At 50.1% G+C, this 16,356-nt stretch carries 13 protein-coding genes and 3 tRNA genes; 9 read left to right on the top strand and 7 right to left on the bottom strand.

Annotated features, from left to right (window positions below):
• Positions 1–56: 56 nt before the first annotated feature.
• Together ydiJ and D5398_RS00915 are read left to right on the top strand one after the other, a co-directional pair.
• Positions 57–3,113 (top strand): D-2-hydroxyglutarate dehydrogenase YdiJ, encoded by a 3,057-nt coding sequence (gene ydiJ, locus D5398_RS00920; RefSeq protein WP_120505953.1) that lies wholly within the window; start codon positions 57–59, stop codon positions 3,111–3,113.
• Between the two features lie 15 nt (positions 3,114–3,128).
• Positions 3,129–3,548 carry a hotdog fold thioesterase gene (locus D5398_RS00915; RefSeq protein WP_120505952.1) on the top strand — a complete coding sequence of 140 codons (420 nt, stop codon included), beginning with the start codon at positions 3,129–3,131 and terminating at the stop codon, positions 3,546–3,548.
• A gap of 112 nt (positions 3,549–3,660) precedes the next feature.
• Here D5398_RS00915 and D5398_RS00910 read toward each other — a convergent pair whose 3' ends face one another.
• Complete coding sequence (locus D5398_RS00910) at positions 3,661–4,065, bottom strand: hypothetical protein (protein ID WP_112287950.1); 405 nt, start codon at positions 4,063–4,065, stop codon at positions 3,661–3,663.
• A gap of 458 nt (positions 4,066–4,523) precedes the next feature.
• Here D5398_RS00910 and sufA point away from each other — a divergent pair, with 458 nt between their 5' ends.
• The 7 genes from sufA to D5398_RS00875 all read left to right on the top strand — a co-directional run bounded on the left by sufA (position 4,524) and on the right by D5398_RS00875 (position 11,549).
• Positions 4,524–4,895, top strand: coding sequence for a Fe-S cluster assembly scaffold SufA (gene sufA, locus D5398_RS00905; RefSeq protein WP_120131975.1), 372 nt, complete (start codon positions 4,524–4,526; stop codon positions 4,893–4,895).
• A 52-nt stretch (positions 4,896–4,947) separates the two neighbouring features.
• A complete protein-coding gene (gene sufB, locus D5398_RS00900) occupies positions 4,948–6,471 on the top strand; it encodes a Fe-S cluster assembly protein SufB (protein ID WP_120131974.1) in 1,524 nt (507 codons plus the stop codon).
• A 116-nt stretch (positions 6,472–6,587) separates the two neighbouring features.
• Entirely contained in the window at positions 6,588–7,334 is a 747-nt protein-coding gene (gene sufC / locus D5398_RS00895) for a Fe-S cluster assembly ATPase SufC (RefSeq protein ID WP_120131973.1), read from the top strand.
• Complete coding sequence (gene sufD, locus D5398_RS00890) at positions 7,309–8,610, top strand: Fe-S cluster assembly protein SufD (protein ID WP_120505951.1); 1,302 nt, start codon at positions 7,309–7,311, stop codon at positions 8,608–8,610. The genes sufC and sufD overlap by 26 nt, the downstream gene beginning before the upstream one ends.
• Positions 8,610–9,830, top strand: coding sequence for a cysteine desulfurase SufS (gene sufS / locus D5398_RS00885; RefSeq protein WP_120505950.1), 1,221 nt, complete (start codon positions 8,610–8,612; stop codon positions 9,828–9,830). Before sufD ends, sufS begins: the two co-directional genes overlap by 1 nt.
• A 28-nt stretch (positions 9,831–9,858) precedes the next feature.
• Positions 9,859–10,272, top strand: coding sequence for a cysteine desulfuration protein SufE (gene sufE, locus D5398_RS00880; RefSeq protein ID WP_120505949.1), 414 nt, complete (start codon positions 9,859–9,861; stop codon positions 10,270–10,272).
• 260 nt (positions 10,273–10,532) lie between these two features.
• Positions 10,533–11,549 carry a L,D-transpeptidase family protein gene (locus D5398_RS00875; protein ID WP_120505948.1) on the top strand — a complete coding sequence of 339 codons (1,017 nt, stop codon included), beginning with the start codon at positions 10,533–10,535 and terminating at the stop codon, positions 11,547–11,549.
• Between the two features lie 201 nt (positions 11,550–11,750).
• Here the strand turns inward: D5398_RS00875 and D5398_RS00870 are convergent, their stop codons facing one another.
• The 6 genes from D5398_RS00870 to D5398_RS00845 form a co-directional block, all read right to left on the bottom strand.
• The gene (locus tag D5398_RS00870; protein ID WP_056773575.1) at positions 11,751–11,987 is read right to left on the bottom strand and encodes a major outer membrane lipoprotein; all 237 of its coding nucleotides are present in this window, start codon (positions 11,985–11,987) and stop codon (positions 11,751–11,753) included.
• Between the two features lie 293 nt (positions 11,988–12,280).
• Positions 12,281–13,693 carry a pyruvate kinase PykF gene (gene pykF / locus D5398_RS00865; RefSeq protein ID WP_120506649.1) on the bottom strand — a complete coding sequence of 471 codons (1,413 nt, stop codon included), beginning with the start codon at positions 13,691–13,693 and terminating at the stop codon, positions 12,281–12,283.
• Between the two features lie 554 nt (positions 13,694–14,247).
• Positions 14,248–14,324 (bottom strand) — tRNA-Val (locus tag D5398_RS00860).
• Positions 14,325–14,352: 28 nt separating this feature from the next.
• Positions 14,353–14,429 (bottom strand) — tRNA-Val (locus tag D5398_RS00855).
• A gap of 28 nt (positions 14,430–14,457) precedes the next feature.
• A tRNA-Val gene (locus tag D5398_RS00850) sits at positions 14,458–14,534 on the bottom strand.
• A 220-nt stretch (positions 14,535–14,754) separates the two neighbouring features.
• Complete coding sequence (locus tag D5398_RS00845) at positions 14,755–16,128, bottom strand: MATE family efflux transporter (RefSeq protein WP_120505947.1); 1,374 nt, start codon at positions 16,126–16,128, stop codon at positions 14,755–14,757.
• Positions 16,129–16,356 lie beyond the last annotated feature (228 nt).

Genomic DNA, 16,356 nt, shown 5'->3' with positions numbered 1-16,356 from the left:
TCCGGCAGGTCGCCTCGGGCCCGCCAGGCATACAACAAAGACAGAGTCATAATTCAATGATCCCACAGATTTCTCAGGCGCCGGGTGTCATCCAGCTGGTGCTCGATTTTTTGGAAGCGTTAAAAAAGAACGGTTTTACGGGTGATGTCACAACGACTTACGCAGACCGGCTGACGATGGCGACGGACAACAGTGTCTATCAGCTGTTGCCAGATGCCGTCTTATTCCCGATCGCCACATCAGATGTTGCACTGATTGCCCGCCTTGCAGGGCAGGAACGTTTTAAAGCGCTGGTATTCACTCCGCGCGGTGGCGGTACCGGTACCAATGGTCAGTCGCTTAACCGTGGAATTGTGGTTGATATGTCTCGTCATATGAACCGCATTTTGGATATTAATACCGAGCAGGGTTGGGTCAAAGTTGAATCTGGTGTGATAAAAGATCAACTTAATGATTATCTGCGACCATTTGGCTATTTCTTCTCGCCAGAACTCTCAACCAGTAACCGCGCCACGCTTGGCGGAATGATTAATACCGATGCCTCCGGGCAGGGGTCGCTGGTGTACGGCAAAACCTCAGATCATGTACTGGGCGTCCGCGCTATCGTGCTTGGCGGCGACATGCTTGATACCACTGCCATTCCTACCGAGCTTGCCGATAAACTCGGTGAAGAAGATTCAGTTATCGGGCGGATTTACCGCACGGTTCTCGACAGTTGCCGTGATAACCGGGCGCTGGTGATTGAGAAATTCCCGAAACTAAACCGTTTCCTGACCGGATATGATTTGCGGCATGTGTTGAGTGATGACCTGCAAACTTTCAATCTGACCCGTATCCTGACGGGTTCAGAAGGTTCGCTGGCCTTTATCACCGAAGCCCGGCTGAACATCACGCCTATCCCAAAAGTGCGTCGTCTGGTCAACATCAAGTATGACTCTTTCAACTCGGCACTGCGCAACGCTCCTTTTATGGTGGAAGCGAAAGCCCTTTCAGTAGAAACCGTGGACTCAAAAGTGCTAAATCTGGCGCGCGAGGATATTGTCTGGCACAGCGTGCGTGATTACATCAAGGATGTTGAAGGCAAGGACATGCAAGGACTGAACATTGTCGAATTCGCGGGTGACGATGCGGACCTTATTGAAAGCCAGGTCAGCGACTTGTGCGAGCGTCTTGACGGCCTGATGAGCGACAAAGAAGGCGGGGTGATTGGTTATCAGATTTGTGCCGACCTGCAGGGTATTGAGCGCATCTATAACATGCGTAAAAAAGCCGTCGGGTTGCTGGGTAATGCGAAAGGTCAGGCTAAACCGCTGCCCTTTGCCGAAGACACCTGCGTGCCGCCTCAGCATCTTGCAGACTACATCGTTGAATTCCGGGCGTTGCTCGACAGTCATAATTTGAGTTATGGCATGTTTGGGCACGTCGATGCTGGTGTATTACATGTTCGTCCAGCACTGGATATGTGTGACCCACAACAGGAAATGTTGCTCAAACAAATTTCCGATGAAGTGGTGGCGCTGACGGCAAAATATGGTGGTTTGCTGTGGGGCGAACATGGGAAAGGTTTCCGTGCCGAATACAGCCCGGCATTCTTTGGGGAAGACCTGTTCCATGAGTTACGCCGGATCAAGACCGTGTTCGACCCGGATAACCGTCTCAACCCAGGTAAAATTTGTGCGCCGCTGGATTGCGACGAACCGATGATGAAAGTAGACGCGGTAAAGCGCGGCACACTGGATCGTCGTATCCCGCTGGAAGTTCGCCAGTCATTCCGCGGTGCGATGGAATGTAACGGTAACGGTTTATGTTTTAATTTCGATGTGAAAAGCCCGATGTGCCCGTCGATGAAAATCACCGGCAGCCGCATTCATTCGCCAAAAGGTCGTGCGGGTCTGGTACGTGAATGGTTGCGCCTGCTGTCAGAACAGGGTGTTGATCCGCTGGCGCTGGAAAATGCCTTGCCTGAAAAAGGCCTCAGTTTCCGTACCCTGATTGACCGCACTCGCAACACATGGCACGCCAGTAAAGGCGAGTATGATTTTTCGCATGAAGTGAAAGAGGCGATGTCCGGTTGTCTGGCCTGCAAAGCCTGTTCCACACAGTGCCCGATTAAAATTGATGTTCCCGGATTCCGATCGCGTTTCCTGCAGCTTTATCACACACGTTACCTGCGTCCTGCCCGTGATCATTTCGTGGCCAGCGTGGAAAGCTATGCACCGCTGATGGCGAAAGCGCCAAAGTTGTTTAATTTCTTCCTCAAACAGCCCTGGGTGCGTGAAATGAGCCGGAAAAGTATTGGTATGGTAGATCTGCCATTGCTCTCTTCTCCGACACTGCGCGAACAACTGCTTGGGCATCGCGCCAGTACAATGACGCTTGAGCAACTGGAAGCGATTCCTCCCGCGCAGCGTGGTGAATATGTGCTGGTAGTTCAGGATCCGTTTACCAGTTTCTATGACGCGCAGGTAGTAGCGGATTTTGTCCGGCTGATTGAAAAGCTCGGCCTTAAACCAGTTTTGTTGCCATTCTCTCCGAACGGTAAAGCGCAGCACATTAAAGGCTTCCTGACCCGCTTTGCGAAAACAGCAAAGAAAACGTCACTGTTCCTCAACCGGGTTTCGCAATTAGGGATGCCGATGGTGGGCGTCGATCCTGCGCTGGTGCTGTGTTATCGCGACGAATATAAAGAAATCCTGGGTGAATCGCGTGGCTCATTCCAGGTGCAGTTGGTACATGAATGGCTTGATGTGTGGCTGGCAGAGCGTCCGGCTCAGCAGCAAAGTGGCGAATCCTGGTATCTGTTTGGCCATTGCACAGAAAGTACGGCGTTGCCAAACAGCGGCAAACAATGGGGTGATATTTTTGCCCGTTATGGCGCGAAGCTGGAAAGCGTCAGTGTGGGCTGCTGTGGAATGGCCGGGACGTACGGTCATGAAACCAAAAATCTCGAGAACTCCTTGGGGATTTACGAGCTCTCCTGGCACACGTCTTTGCAGCGATTACCGCGCCAGCGCTGTCTTGCAACCGGCTATTCTTGTCGCAGTCAGGTAAAACGCATTGAAGGCAACGGTGTTCGCCATCCGTTACAGGCCTTACTGGAAATCATTCCCTAAACATAAGGAAGCGCTATGCCACTCTGGAAACGCAGTACCACGCTGGATGCCCTGAATCAGCGCAGTCAGGGATGTATGGTCGGGCATGTGGGAATAGAGTTTACCCGCCTGGGTGAGGACTTTCTCGAAGCCACTATGCCGGTAGACAACCGTACGACACAACCTTTTGGTCTGCTGCATGGTGGGGCGTCGGTGGTTTTGGCTGAAACGATGGGGTCGATGGCTGGCTACTTATGTTGCGAGGGCAGTCAGACGGTCGTCGGCGTGGAGATTAATGCCAGCCATATGCACTCAGCGCGGCAGGGACATGTTCGCGGCGTATGTCGTGCATTGCGTACCGGCCGTCGCAGTCAGGTCTGGCAAATTGAAATTTTTGATGAGAAAGAAAATCTGTGCTGTGTTTCAAGGTTAACGACGATGGTGATTGATCACTGATACAGGCGCTAATCAGTTTCACGGAGTCGAGTGACAGAGGAGGGCGGATACTTCAATCGGGTGTCCGCCTTTTTATTTGGCTTAAGGAGTTTTATAAGGCATTGATATTTAATCAAAGCTGGAAAGGGACGCGTTTTGCGAAGTCAGTTTGGAAGGCCGTTGCTTTTTCCCAGATGCCCATCATGGCATAATACTGACAAATGAGTTTTAACGTATGCCGCGCAAAATGATAACTCTGAACACGAAAAAGCTCACAGCGGACAACACTGTTGATTTCAAGGATCAGGCGGTTGTGTAATTTGCAAAGCGCATGAAGATAGCTGTGGTCATCCCCGTTTTGCAGGCAAAGATTAGCCATTTCCAGGCAAATATTGTTGAAGCGTTTGAGCTGGCACAAATGTGCATCAGGGCGTCGTAAGGCAGCATCTGCCATGTAGAAATCCACAGTAGCATCGCGGACATTCGATTTATATTCGTCGATCTTGCCTTGCAACCACGCATTTACCGATTGAGCCATTCTCAGTATTCCGGGTTATCTGAATGATAATCATTATCAAAGAATGAACATCATATTGGCAAAAAATGGCCGGATCAACGTTTTCATCGGTTTTTTTTCATTTTGTTGTGTGAAAGCCGATAAGCAAAAAGAGCTTTAATTTTTTCGGTTGTGGCGAATTCATAAATAGGCATTTCCGATGAATGTTTTATAATAGACACAATGAAAGCTATTAGTCCGCACTTTTTGTAAGGTTAATTTTAATTTTTAACAAAAAATTGACAATTTATTCAATCAGTTGATGGTTGCGGTGTTCAAGACCCGCCAGCGACCAGGTGTTAACCCGATGCACGTTGAGTGACTTTCCTCATGGGCAATCGCTATACCCTCTTAAAACAAGAGGTTGAAGTGGTACCTGTTATCACTAGAATAGAGACAATAGGTCTTGTCTATGACCGTAATTTTATGAGGTAAGACAGATGCAAACTGAAACTGTCGGCTCTTTCTCTTTAGACGACAACGTATGGCAAGGTGTGAGCCTGACTGATTCTGCGGCGAAACAGATTAACACTCTGATGGCGCAGGACTCTGACGTCAAAGGTCTCCAGCTCTCGGTGAAACAATCGGGCTGTGCCGGCTTTGGCTACGTTCTGGATTTAACCAAACAACCGGCCAGCGATGACCTGGTGTTTGAACATGACGGCGCTTTGCTGTTTGTTCCGCTGAAGGCCATGCCTTTCATCGACGGAACCGAGGTGGATTTTGTCCGCGAAGGACTGAATCAGATATTTAAATTCAATAATCCTAAAGCTCAGCATGCCTGCGGGTGTGGCGAAAGTTTCGGCCTGTAAGAAAACAGCTTTCAGTCTCTAAGATTATTGTAAACAAAGCGATGTAACCAACATGTCACGAAGCAACGTAGAAATTCCAGATGATGTGCAGTCTTGGGTCGGCGAGGGGACGAACTATAAAGAAGGGTTCTTCACCCAGCTGGCAACCGATGAATTAGCATCAGGCATCAATGAAGATGTGGTGCGTGCCATTTCCGCGAAGCGTAATGAGCCTGAGTGGATGCTGGAGTTCCGTCTGCAGGCTTATCATGCCTGGTTGAAAATGGAAGAACCGCACTGGCTCAAAGCGTATTACACGCCTCTTGATTACCAGGATTACAGTTATTACTCCGCGCCATCTTGTGGCAGCTGCGATGATACCTGCGGTTCTCAGCCTGGCGCCACGCAGCAACCTCCGGCCGATTCTCACAGCATTCCTGCACTCGACGGTAAAAACTATCTGACCAGTGAAGTGGAAAAAGCCTTTGAGCAGTTAGGTGTTCCTGTTCGTGAAGGCAAAGAAGTGGCGGTCGATGCAATCTTCGACTCCGTTTCAGTGTCAACCACCTACCGTGAAAAGCTGGCGGAATCTGGCGTTATTTTCTGCTCATTCGGCGAAGCCATTCACGAATATCCTGATCTGGTGCGCAAATACCTCGGTACTGTCGTTCCCGCTCAGGATAACTTCTTCGCTGCGCTGAATGCTGCCGTTGCTTCTGATGGGACCTTCGTCTATGTGCCAAAAGGCGTGCGTTGCCCGATGGAGCTGTCGACTTATTTTCGTATCAACGCAGCGAAAACGGGTCAGTTTGAACGTACGATCCTGATTGCCGACGAAGGCAGTTATGTCAGCTATATCGAAGGCTGTTCTGCACCCGTTCGTGATACCTACCAGCTGCACGCAGCGGTGGTTGAAGTGATCCTGCATAAAGACGCGGAAGTGAAATACTCCACCGTGCAGAACTGGTTCTCAGGCAGCAAAGACAGCAGTGGCGGTATTCTGAACTTTGTGACCAAACGTGCATTGTGCGAAGGCGCAGGTTCGAAAATGTCCTGGACGCAGTCTGAAACCGGCTCAGCGATCACCTGGAAATACCCAAGCGTTATCCTCAAAGGCGATAACTCTATTGGTGAGTTTTTCTCGGTTGCACTGACCAGCGGTAAACAGCAGGCGGATACCGGCACCAAAATGATCCACATTGGTAAGAACACCAAGTCGACCATTATCTCCAAAGGCATCTCTGCGGGTCACAGCCAGAACAGTTATCGCGGCCTGGTGAAGATCCTGCCAAGTGCAGAAAACGCGCGTAACTTTACGCAGTGTGACTCGATGCTGATTGGCGCAGACAGCGCAGCGCATACCTTCCCGTATGTTGAAGTGCGTAACAATACTGCGCAGCTGGAACATGAAGCCACAACGTCAAAAATCGGCGATGACCAGCTGTTCTATTGTCTGCAACGTGGTATCAGCGAAGATGATGCTATTTCCATGATTGTTAATGGTTTCTGTAAAGATGTCTTTTCCGAGCTGCCGCTGGAGTTCGCTGTCGAAGCACAGAAACTGCTGGCCATCAGTCTTGAACATAGCGTCGGTTAATTCGTCGACGTTTTACCTCCCGACATAGCGTGGTGTGACGTCTGTGCCGGGCAGGTTTTAGTTCAGCAAAGCATAAACAGAATTATGAGCGCGCAGGCGCAAACTCAAGGATACGTATGTTAAGCATTAAGAATTTGAAGGTCCGTGTCGAAGAAAAGGAAATTCTGAAAGGCCTTGATCTGGAGATCAAACCGGGTGAAGTACACGCCATCATGGGCCCGAACGGCTCAGGCAAAAGTACGCTCTCCGCGACACTGGCTGGCCGTGAAGATTACGAAGTCACCGATGGCTCCGTCATGTTCAACGGTAAAGATTTGCTGGAACTCGCTCCTGAAGATCGCGCAGGTGAAGGCGTCTTTATGGCTTTCCAGTACCCGGTGGAAATTCCCGGTGTGACTAACCATTTCTTCCTGCAAACTGCAGTGAATGCGGTACGTAAATACCGCGGGCAGGAACCCATGGACCGTTTTGACTTCGCTGATTTCATCGAAGAAAAAATCGAAATGCTGAAAATGCCAGCCGATTTGCTGACCCGTTCAGTGAACGTTGGTTTCTCCGGCGGTGAAAAAAAACGTAACGATATCTTGCAGATGGCAGCCCTTGAGCCAAGCCTGTGCATCCTTGATGAAACCGACTCCGGTCTGGACATCGATGCGCTGAAAATTGTTTCCAACGGTGTTAATGCTCTGCGTGACGGCAAACGTTCATTCGTTATCGTGACCCACTACCAACGTATCCTCGACTACATCAAGCCTGACTACGTGCATGTTCTGTATCAGGGCCGCATTGTTAAATCCGGCGATTTCACCTTGGTTAAACAGTTAGAGGAGCAGGGTTATGGCTGGCTTACCGACGAAGAGTAATGCACCTGCGGCGGGCAGTTCGCACGCCATGCAGCAGCTTTACCGTCTTTTTGAAAGCCGTGGCGGTGAACAATCCACTCACGCTCATGCACACTGGCAACAGGTGCTGCGTCTGGGTTTCCCGCACGCAAAACTGGAAGACTGGAAATACACCCCGGTGTCTTCATTACTGGGTAATCAGTTCTTTGCTCCGCAGCAACAGGCGCTGACTGTTGATCAGGTTAAATCGCTGGCGCTGCCAGTCGATGGTTACCGTCTGGTGTTCGTTGATGGTCGTTTCGATGCGGATCTCAGTGATTCAGACACCGGTGCTTTTGAAATTGATAAACTGAGCCCGGCGGCGCAGCAAACGTTGCCCGACCCAATTCAGTCAGAAGTGTTTTTACACCTGACAGAAAGCCTGGCGCAAGATTCTCTTTCTGTCCGTTTGCCAGCGGGCAAGCAGGCGGAAAAACCGTTGTATCTGCTACATCTGAACAGCGGTCGTGACCAGTCACGCGAAATGAATACCGTACATCATCGCTATCATCTGGCGATTGAAGGCGGTGCGAATGCAGAAGTTATCGAACATTATCTCAGCCTGAACGATCACGGCCATTTCACCGGCGCACGCATGACGGTGAACGTGGGTGATAATGCCGATTTCACGCATTACAAACTGGCCTTTGAAAGCCAGTCAAGTTTCCACTTCTCGCACAACGATCTGGTTATTGGTCGTGATGCGCGTGTTTCCAGCCACAGCTTCCTGCTGGGTGCGGGCCTGACCCGCAACAACACCAGTGCGCAGTTGAACGGCGAAAACAGCAATCTGAACATTAACAGCCTGGTTCTGCCGGTTGATTCTGAGATTGCTGATACCCGTACTTACCTGGAACACAACAAAGGTTATTGCAACAGCAATCAGTTGCATAAAGTGATCGTGAACGATCGTGCTAAAGCGATTTTCAACGGCATGATCAAAGTGGCTCAGCACGCACTGAAAACCGACGGCAAAATGACCAACAACAACTTGTTGCTGGGCAAACACACAGAGGTTGATACCAAACCGCAGCTGGAAATTTATGCCGATGACGTGAAGTGCAGCCACGGTGCTACTGTGGGTCGTATCGACGACGAACAGCTTTTCTATCTGCGTACCCGTGGGATCAGCGGGCAGGATGCTCAGCAAATGATCATCTTTGCTTTTGCCGCTGAACTGACGGAAGCCATTGAGAATGAAACCCTGCGTGAAGTCGTGATTGCCCGTATTGCAGGCCGGCTAAATCGAGGTAAGTAATGAGTTTTCCACTGGAAAAAGTACGTAGCGATTTCCCTGTACTGAGCCGTGAAGTTAACGGCCAGCCGCTGGCCTACCTTGACAGCGCGGCCAGCGCACAGAAACCGCGTCAGGTCATTCAACGTGAAATGTCTTTCTTCGAGCAAGGTTATGCTGCGGTTCACCGCGGCATTCACACCATGAGCGCAGAAGCGACCGAGCAGATGGAAAACGTCCGCACGCAGGCCGCACAATTCATGAATGCTGCGTCGGCAGAAGAAATTGTCTTCGTGAAAGGTTCCACGGAAGCCATTAACCTGGTCGCTAATACCTGGGGGCGAGAATTTTTGCAGCCCGGCGACCACATTATTCTGACCGAAATGGAACATCACGCAAACATCGTGCCCTGGCAGATGCTGGCGAAAGAACGCGATTTGCATATCGACGTCTGGCATCTGACGCCGCAAGGCGAGCTTGATTTATCGCAGCTCGAATCCCTCATCACGTCGCGCACTAAATTGCTGACGCTGGCACATGTTTCCAATGTGCTGGGCACCGTTAACCCACTCGAAAAAATCATTCCTCAGGCGAAAGCCGCCGGGCTGACCGTATTGGTGGATGGCGCGCAGGCAGTTATGCATCACGCGGTAGACGTTCAGGCGCTGGGTTGTGATTTCTACGTGTGGTCCGGGCATAAACTGTACGGGCCGACCGGTATCGGGATTCTGTATGGTCGAAAAGCGTTACTTGATCAGATGCCACCCTGGGAAGGCGGCGGCTCGATGATCAAGCATGTCAGCCTGACAGAAGGCACCACTTTTGCAGCAGCCCCGTGGCGCTTTGAAGCGGGTACCCCGAACACCGGCGGTATCATGGGGCTGGGCGCTGCCATCGAATATGTGACTGAACTGGGCCTGGAGAATATCCACGGTTATGAACAGGAACTGATGGACTACGCGCTGAAAGCGATGGAGCAGGTGCCGGATATTCAAATCTACGGCCCGGCGACGCGTGCAGGGGTGATTGCGTTCAATCTGGGTAAACACCATGCCTATGATGTCGGCAGTTTCCTTGATCAATACGGTATTGCAATTCGCACCGGTCATCACTGTGCGATGCCGTTAATGTCCTTCTACGGTGTACCGGCTATGTGCCGCGCGTCGCTTGCGATGTACAATACCCGTGAAGAAGTCGACCGACTGGTCGCAGGACTGCAACGTATTCACCGGCTGTTGGGTTAATCCTGCCAGCCTTGATCAGGATGTTGTTATGGCTTTGCCCGATAAAAATAAGTTAGTTAAAAACTTTTCCCGGTGCCCGAACTGGGAAGAGAAGTATCTGTATGTGATCGAACTGGGCGGCCAGTTACCGGTGCTGGCAGAAGAACATCGTCAGGATCAAAACCTGATTGCAGGCTGCCAGAGCCAGGTGTGGATTGTGATGCGTACAGATGAAAATGGTGCGCTGACCTTTGAGGGTGACAGTGACGCTGCCATCGTTAAAGGTCTGGTGGCTATCGTGTTCAGCCTGTATCAGGGGTTAACGCCGCGTGATGTGGTTGAGCTGGATGTGCGTCCATTCTTCACTGAACTGGAACTGAGCCAGCATCTGACACCTTCCCGCTCGCAAGGGCTGGAAGCGATGATCCGCTCGATTCGGACTAAGGCTGCACAGCTTTCTTAATATAGCCTGCCGTCGCGCTGCTTTGCTCATTAGGAATTATCTGCTAATGAGCAAGGCAAATTCCCCGTTCTCCCTTTCGCATTTCCTTTTTAGTCTGATTTTTCAATTCACTATCTTTGTCGTTTTCTCCAGACTTCCTTCAGGTAACTTTCTGATTTTCTGTGGTTTGATTGCCACCAGATTCTGCGCTGCTAGTATTACCAGACTAGATAATTGTCTTGCCTCAGATTGTCTGAGTGCAGGCCGAAAAAGGACTGAGTATGAGACGCGCATTACCCCTTCTGGCAATGTTAGTTGGCACTTTTATGGCAGCCCATTCCATGACTGCAAGTGCAGCAGAATACCCTTTGCCGCCGGATAATAGCCGCCTGATTGGCGAAAACACGACTTATGTGGTGCCCAATGATGGCAAACCGCTGGAAGACGTGGCAGCCAAATATCAGATTGGCCTGATCGCTATGCTGGAAGCTAACCCGGGTACAGACCCTTATCTGCCAAAAGCCGGAACAGTACTGACTATTCCTTCACAGATGCTGTTACCCGACACAAAACGCGAAGGGATTGTGGTGAATCTGGCTGAACTGCGTCTGTACTACTACCCGAAAGGCGAAGATAAAGTCATCGTCTATCCGATTGGTATTGGCCAGCTGGGCCGCAATACGCCGGAGATGGTGACATCAGTCAGCCAGAAAATCCCTAACCCTACCTGGACGCCGACGGCCAATATCCGCAAAGCGTACCTGAAAGACGGCATTACGTTGCCTGGAATGGTGCCTGCCGGACCGGATAACCCGATGGGGCTGTTCGCGATGCGTCTGTCAGCCGGAACAGGGCAGTATCTGATACATGGTACTAACGCCAACTTTGGTATCGGGATGCGCGTGAGTTCAGGCTGTATCCGTCTGCGTCCTGACGATATCGAGGCGCTGTTTAACTCGGTGCCAAAAGGAACGCGTGTGCAGATTGTGAATCAGCCAATCAAATATGACGTGGAGCCGGACGGTAAGCGTTATATCGAAGTGCATCAGCCTTTATCACATACCGAAAAGGATGATCCGCAAACCAAACCGATTCCGCTGACCGCCGCCATGAAGAAATTCATCAGGAACGATGAGACTAACTCTGCCATGGTAAAAGAGGCGATTACACGCCGTTCAGGCATGCCTGTCGTCGTGAGTGTGGGTGATAAGGCGACAGATACGCCACCACCTGTGAATGAGCCACAAACGGCTGCTGCGACACAACAATCTGAAGTCACAACAGCAAGCGCGCAGTAAGCGCTACAGAAACGATTCAGAAGCGATTTTTTCTAAAGGAGCCATTATGGCTCCTTTTTTATGTCTGATATTCAGGGGTGCCATAGGGAGCGTTTTAAGAAGGGGCCGGGTTAAAGGTAATGCCAGATGAACGGAGGGGAGGGTAAATTGCAGACAAAAAAATGGCGCACTGAGTGCGCCATTGAACTAGAGAAGTAAATATTACTTCTTGTAAGCGTGAGCTTGGTTGTCAAGACGTTGGTTAGCGCGAGCTGCATCGTCTTTAGCTGCCTGAACGTCAGAACGCATTGCGTTCACGTCGTTGCTCAGTTGGTCAACTTTAGAGTTCAGAGTAGAAACGTCTGAAGACAGTTGGTCGATTTTAGCATTGCTTGAACAACCAGCCAGCATAGTTGAAGCCAGGATTACAGCGCCCAGTACCAGTTTAGTGCGATTCATTATAAAACCCTCTAGATTAAGTTAATCTCCATGTAGCGTTACAAGTATTACACAAACTATTTTCTAATGAGAATAATTTTTTGCCGGTAAACGCTATATTTTGATCGTTCGCTCAAAGAAGCATCTTTTTTTACGAAAAAGTTAAAAATTGCAGCGAAAACAGCTGTATTCCATGGGACTTATCCCAATTTTGCTGCTACCGCTTTTCGCACTTTTTATGAAGCAAGATACTTTTTGAATAAATGAACGCCACTTCACGCGGCGTTCATTAATGCTTCTGGTCACGTTTTTAATTAAACAACATGTACCGATGAAGTATTTGTTGTGCCGCTCTGAACCAGCGCACCAGAAACCATCACTACGATATCGCCTTTCTGAGCCAGACCACTTTCGATGGCGGCTTCTTTCCCGATACGGTAGAAATCATCAGTAGAGGCAATTTCTTTCACCAGCTGAGTGACAACACCTTTGGTCAGGATCAGCTGACGTGCAGTAATTTCATTGGTGGTCAGAGCCAAGATAGTGGCGTGCGGGAAGTATTTACGCACAGCTTTAGCGGATTTACCACCGCTGGTTGCGACAACGATCAGTGGCGCATCCAGTTTCTCAGCAGTTTCTACCGCACCACGGCAAACGGCTTCAGTAATACGCAGTTTGCGGTTGTCGTTCTGACCATCGATGCGGCTTTGCATTACGCGGTCAGTACGGTCACAAATGGTCGCCATGATGGTCACAGCTTCCAGCGGGTACTTACCTTTCGCACTTTCACCCGACAGCATAACTGCGTCGGTGCCGTCGATGATGGCGTTAGCTACGTCGCCTGCTTCAGCGCGGGTAGGGCGTGGGTTTTTGATCATGGAATCGAGCATCTGCGTAGCGGTGATAACCACTTTGCGTGCACGGTTACATTTCTCAATCATCATCTTCTGCGCGAAGATAACTTCTTCAACCGGGATTTCAACGCCCAAGTCGCCACGTGCAACCATGATGCCGTCAGAAGCTTCGAGGATTTCGTCGAAGTTGTTCAGGCCTTCCTGGTTTTCAATTTTGGAAATGATCTGGATGTGCTCGCCACCGTGTGCTTTCAGGTGTTCGCGGATTTCCAGAACGTCAGAACGTTTACGGATGAAAGAAGCCGCGACGAAGTCGACGCCTTGCTCACAACCGAAGATCAGGTCACGTTTGTCTTTTTCAGCCAGCGCTGGCAGTGCGATAGAAACGCCTGGCAGGTTAACGCCTTTGTTTTCACCCAGATCGCCATTGTTCAGCACTTTACAGGTGACTTCGGTTTCAGTGACGTTGGTCACTTCCATACCGATCAGGCCATCATCGACCAGAATGGTGTTGCCGATTTTAAGGTCAGCTGCGAAGCCCTGATAAGTGACTGCAACGCGCTCGGTGTTACCGATAACGCTTTGATCAGTTGTGAAGGTATAAGTCTGACCCGCAACCAGAGAAGCGTCTTTGCCGCCTTCCAGTTTCATGGTGCGGATTTCAGGACCTTTGGTGTCCAGCAGAATTGCCGCTTTGTGACCGGTCTTCGCCATCACGTTGCGGATATTTTGAATGCGCTGACCGTGCTCTTCATAATCACCGTGGGAGAAGTTCAGACGCATAACGTTCATGCCTGCATCAAGCAGTTTGGTCAGCATTTCTTCGGATTCGGTTTTCGGGCCGATGGTACAAACAATTTTAGTCTTTTTCATGACGATTTTATCTACAAGTTGTGATGGAATGGAAAAGTGTTTGCCTGACAGCATTGCTGTCCGCGCGGAATTGAGATGGTGCCTGGTTGAATCAAATCATTACTAAGCGTAGAAGACTGTGAAAGGAATGGTGTAGTAAGTTCAGCCAAAGCATAGCGATTTGTACGATTTATCATCGCTACTGGAGTGGTCACGCTTTTATTAGGGCGATATCGACAGATCAAGGGGCTGAAACCATTCAATCGAAGAGACGATGCGTATTATAGAGGGGAACGGGTTGGGAAACCAAATAAAAAACGTGATGTTGCGCAAGCTTAGGGCATATATCGGAACGTTGTTTTGAATTCATCCAATGCGGGCAGCGTATAAATCAGCAGGTCACAACATTTCTTTCACGCTGCGATCGGAAATGACACAAGTGATAAATAATCTTAAAAAATACAAACGGATGTCGCTGAGAAACGCTGAGCGTAAGCAGAAAAGGGTGTTCAGAGATTTTAATGTTGGGATTTGAATCAGAGTTTACAGCAGAAAGGAAAGAGAGAACATTGCTTTGGTGCGTCCGAGTGGACTCGAACCACCGACCCCCACCATGTCAAGGTGGTGCTCTAACCAACTGAGCTACGGACGCACATCATGCAACGGTACTGCGAGAAATTTGGTGCGTCCGAGTGGACTCGAACCACCGACCCCCACCATGTCAAGGTGGTGCTCTAACCAACTGAGCTACGGACGCACATCATGCAACGGTACTGCGAGAAATTTGGTGCGTCCGAGTGGACTCGAACCACCGACCCCCACCATGTCAAGGTGGTGCTCTAACCAACTGAGCTACGGACGCAACGTTTTTCTTTTTTGTCAGCCAGTGTTGGCGACGGGGACGAATATTAACGGCCTCTCTGAATACTGGCAAGGGAAAAAAGACATTTTCCTGTCATATTGTGCGTGACTGTCGAGCGAATGCGCATTGCGTTGTTTTTTTAGGCATAACAGGCACTGCATTGATATAAAATCCCTCGCGCCGAAAGAGAGCTCATCAGCGCGGGGGATAGAACAGCAGATCAGCGACCGGCTTTTTGCAAAATCGTATAGGACGGTTGCTTCTGTAACCAGCGCATGCGCAACGTCATCATCAGCGCCGCAAAGGTCAGCCCCAGAATAAATCCGCACCAGAAACCACTCGGCCCCATTCTTGGTACCAGCAAGTCGGTAAGACCCAGCATGTATCCGACCGGTAGTCCCAATACCCAATAGGCAATAAACGTTATATAGAAGATAGAACGGGTATCTTTATAGCCGCGCAGAATGCCGCTGCCAATCACTTGGATGGCGTCTGAGATCTGGAACAACGCAGCAAAAATCAAAAGATGTGAGGCCAGCGTCACCACTTCAGGGCTGTCGTTATACAGTGCAGCAATGTGTTCGCGGAACAAAATCGCCGTTGTTGCGGTACAACAGGCCATAAGAACACCGGTCATAATGCTGGTATATGCAGCGACTTTAGCGCCTTCAACGGAAGATTCCCCCAGTCTTGAACCGACCCGAATCGTTGCTGCTACACCGAGTGAAAGGGGTACGACAAACATCAGTGAGCCCACGTTAAGGGCAATCTGATGGCTGGCCACGGCGACAATACCCAGCGGAGAAACCAGCAGGGCCACGATGGCGAACAGTGTGACTTCAAAGAATAATGCCAGTGCAATGGGCAGGCCCAGCTGAGAAAGACGGCGCAGCGTCGGCCAATCGGGTTTAGCAAAACGCGTAACAGGTTGTATGTCACGCAGGGCACGGTTATGACGGACATAAAATCGCATCATAAAGAACATCACCCAATAGACAGTTCCCGTTGCGACGCCGCAACCGACGCCACCGAGGGCAGGCGCCCCGAATTTACCGTAGATGAAAATATAGTTAACGGGAATATTCACCAGTAAACCGATAAAGCCAAATACCATCCCCGGCTTGGTTTTTGACAGGCCTTCGCATTGGTCGCGTAGCACCTGGAAGAACAAATAACCCGGTGCACCCCACATAATGGCGTGCAAATAACCGACAGCCTTTTCTTTCAGCTCCGGATCAATATTATGCATCAGGCCGAGAATATGGTCGCATTGATATAATACGGCGATAACCAGAACGGAAACACCGGAAGCCAGCCAGAATCCCTGCTGAACCTGATGCCCGATTTTATCGCGACGACCAGCACCATTTAAATGCGCAATGGTTGGCGTCAGGGAGAGTAACAAGCCGTGTCCGAACAATATCGCGGGCAACCAGATGGAGGTCCCGACTGCGACGGCGGCCATATCCGTGGCACTGACTGAGCCGGCCATTATGGTGTCGACTACGCCCATGGAAGTCTGAGCGATTTGCGCAAGGATGACCGGAATGGCAAGCGCTAATAAAACCCGCGCCTCTGCAAGGTACTTCTGCACAGATACACCTTTTTTTGTTGATTATATTGAATAAAAATCGCCACGAAGGGTGGCCGCAAAGAGTGGGAAATAGTCCGAAGATTGTACATTGTCGGTATTTTTAAGCAAACAAAGCTGTTAACGAGCGGTTAAATAATGAAATGAAAGCAGACGGTGCTATTTCTGCCCGTGAAGATTTGGCTTTCCCTGAAATCTGCGGCAAACTGACAGCAGTGTCGTTTTTAATAC

Source organism: Rahnella bruchi (assembly GCF_003614975.1).
GTDB classification, from domain to species: domain Bacteria; phylum Pseudomonadota; class Gammaproteobacteria; order Enterobacterales; family Enterobacteriaceae; genus Rahnella; species Rahnella bruchi.
This window is presented reverse-complemented; position numbering and strand designations above follow the sequence as displayed.

What these genes read in the sequence shown, in the direction of transcription:
- sufA (WP_120131975.1), top strand. Translation starts at nt 4,524, where the DNA reads ATGCAAACTGAAACTGTCGGCTCTTTCTCTTTAGACGACAACGTATGG.
- sufD (WP_120505951.1), top strand. Translation starts at nt 7,309, where the DNA reads ATGGCTGGCTTACCGACGAAGAGTAATGCACCTGCGGCGGGCAGTTCG.
- ydiJ (WP_120505953.1), top strand. Translation starts at nt 57, where the DNA reads ATGATCCCACAGATTTCTCAGGCGCCGGGTGTCATCCAGCTGGTGCTC.
- sufB (WP_120131974.1), top strand. Translation starts at nt 4,948, where the DNA reads ATGTCACGAAGCAACGTAGAAATTCCAGATGATGTGCAGTCTTGGGTC.
- D5398_RS00870 (WP_056773575.1), bottom strand. Translation starts at nt 11,987, where the DNA reads ATGAATCGCACTAAACTGGTACTGGGCGCTGTAATCCTGGCTTCAACT.
- pykF (WP_120506649.1), bottom strand. Translation starts at nt 13,693, where the DNA reads ATGAAAAAGACTAAAATTGTTTGTACCATCGGCCCGAAAACCGAATCC.
- sufS (WP_120505950.1), top strand. Translation starts at nt 8,610, where the DNA reads ATGAGTTTTCCACTGGAAAAAGTACGTAGCGATTTCCCTGTACTGAGC.
- D5398_RS00910 (WP_112287950.1), bottom strand. Translation starts at nt 4,065, where the DNA reads ATGGCTCAATCGGTAAATGCGTGGTTGCAAGGCAAGATCGACGAATAT.
- D5398_RS00915 (WP_120505952.1), top strand. Translation starts at nt 3,129, where the DNA reads ATGCCACTCTGGAAACGCAGTACCACGCTGGATGCCCTGAATCAGCGC.
- D5398_RS00875 (WP_120505948.1), top strand. Translation starts at nt 10,533, where the DNA reads ATGAGACGCGCATTACCCCTTCTGGCAATGTTAGTTGGCACTTTTATG.
- sufC (WP_120131973.1), top strand. Translation starts at nt 6,588, where the DNA reads ATGTTAAGCATTAAGAATTTGAAGGTCCGTGTCGAAGAAAAGGAAATT.
- sufE (WP_120505949.1), top strand. Translation starts at nt 9,859, where the DNA reads ATGGCTTTGCCCGATAAAAATAAGTTAGTTAAAAACTTTTCCCGGTGC.